Annotated in this window: 1 protein-coding gene; it reads right to left on the bottom strand. The window is 34.7% G+C overall.

Annotated features, from left to right (window positions below; genetic code table 11):
- Positions 1-33 precede the first annotated feature (33 nt).
- A partial coding sequence (locus AFK68_RS00960) for a peptidase domain-containing ABC transporter (protein ID WP_094670916.1) occupies positions 34-2,244 on the bottom strand: 2,211 nt, incomplete at its 5' end.

The following is a 2,244-nucleotide window of genomic DNA, read 5'->3' as shown; positions in this document are numbered from 1 at the left end:
TACTCCCCTACTCCCCTACTCCCCCACTCTCCTTTAAGGATTCAAAAAATCTAAATGATTCCCATTTTGTGCCCTTAAAGATGCCGGAGAACCTTGCAATTCTAATTGCCCATGATTCAATAAAATAATCCAATCAGCTCTACTAATTACCCTCGGTCTATGACTAATAAAAATAGTAGTTTTTCCGCGACGATAAGATAATAAACTTTCCAAAACTTCCGACTCAGCAATTGGATCTAAACCTGAAGTTGACTCATCCAAAATTAATACAGGCGGGTCATTAACAATACCCCTTGCTATTGCCAAACGCTGTCTTTGTCCGCCAGAAATATTCGCTCCAAATTCTCCTAAAACAGTTTGATATTTATCAGGTAAACGACTAATAAATTCATCTGCTCCAGAAATTTGACAAGCTTGAACGATTTGTTCAAATGTTACACCCGGGGCAGCTAAATGGAAATTTTCAATAATTGAACGACTCCAAAAATGAGCATCTTGAGGAACTAATACAATTTGTTTTCTCAGAGAATTTATATCTAAATCTTGTAAATTATAAATACCAATTTGAATATTACCAGACTGCACAGGATATAAACCAGCAATTAATTTAGCAACCGTACTTTTACCACAGCCAGACTCACCAATTAAAGCAATAGATTTACCACCAGGAAACCTCACAGAAAAATTTTCTAATAAATCAATTCTCCCAGCGTAGTGAAAACTAATATTAGAGCAAATAATATCCGCATTATCCTTAATTTTAGCTTCTGGTTTTTGATGTTTTTCATCAGTTTCAGCAGGATAATCAATTACTTCTGAAAGTCGTCTCGTAGCAGTCTGAACTTTTGCCAATTCATCCATCAATCCCACTAATGTACTAACCAAAGTTGACACATATTGATTCATAGCAATAAAAGCCAATAACTGACCAATACTTAATTGTTCAGCTATGACTAAATTACTGCCAAACCATAACAGAAAAATATTACCAATATTACTAACTAAACCAGAAAATACATCATTGACAATCCCAATCTGAGTAGTTCTAAAACTCAAATTAGCCAACTTGCCAAATCTACCTTGATATTCTTCCCAAAACTGAGGAGCGCTAGAAGTAGTTTTCAGAGTCATTGCTCCCTTAAAAGTCTCTACCAAAACACCCTGAGTTTCTGCTTCTAAAGCAAATAAATTTCTAGTTTTTTGCTGTAATATCGGCAACAAAGCAATAGTTGATAAAGTCATAACTACTGCCATAAAAACAGCAACTATAGTCAAGGAAAAACTATATAGGCACATCACAATCAAAGAAACCAAAGCAATAAAAAATTGACTAGGTAAACTCACAATTACTTGGGAAACTAACTGATTAATCTCTTTAATATCTGTCAGCCTACTAACAATTTCACCACTACGTCGCGTCTCATAATAATTCAATGGCAAACGTAAAATTTGTCTGCCAAACTCCATGACTAATCCTAACTCCAAACGTTGGGCAAAATGAGCAATCATATTAGATTGAACTAATTCCAGACAACTGCTAAAAATATTCATCACAATTACAGCAATTACCACGCTAGTAAGTAACTGAAAATCACCCCTAACTAGCACATCATCAGTCAGAATTTGCACCAAAAAAGGAGAAGCAATAGAAAGTAAACCTAAGACAATATTTAACAGAAATACCTGAATAATAATTTGACGATAATACCAAACTCGTCTCACCAACCTGCTAATACTACTTACCTTTTCATCAGCCTCAGAAAAAAAGCGTTTTGGGTCAGGTTCTACTAATAAACAAACCCAATCTTCCCAAGCTTCAGCTAATTCTTTTTCAGACAAAAAACGAATCCCGATAGCAGGGTCAGCAATTACATATTTATCCCCTTGTTTACCATACAAAACTACCCAATGATAACCTTGCCAATGAATAATTGCTGGTAAAGGAGCCTGTTCAATTTTATTTAAAATTCCTGGATTAGCTTTCACAGATCTAGCATTAAAACCGATAGTATCTGCACCTTGTTTTAAACCTAATAATGTAGTTCCTTGTTGATTAGTACCTATCGTTTCTCTGATCCGATTAATTGTTAAATTACGACCATGATATTTGGCAATAGAAGCTAAACAAGCTGCTCCACAATCTTCCTCACTTTGCTGAAGAATTATTGGATATTTATTAAAGTTATTTACTTCACGTTCAGTAGATGCTTTTGGTAATATTGGTACTGGTACAATATCTAACAT

Source organism: Hydrocoleum sp. CS-953, assembly GCF_002260545.1.
Lineage (GTDB): Bacteria > Cyanobacteriota > Cyanobacteriia > Cyanobacteriales > Microcoleaceae > Trichodesmium.
The sequence above is the reverse complement of the archived record's forward strand: the minus strand, read 5'-3'. Positions and strand labels throughout refer to the sequence as shown.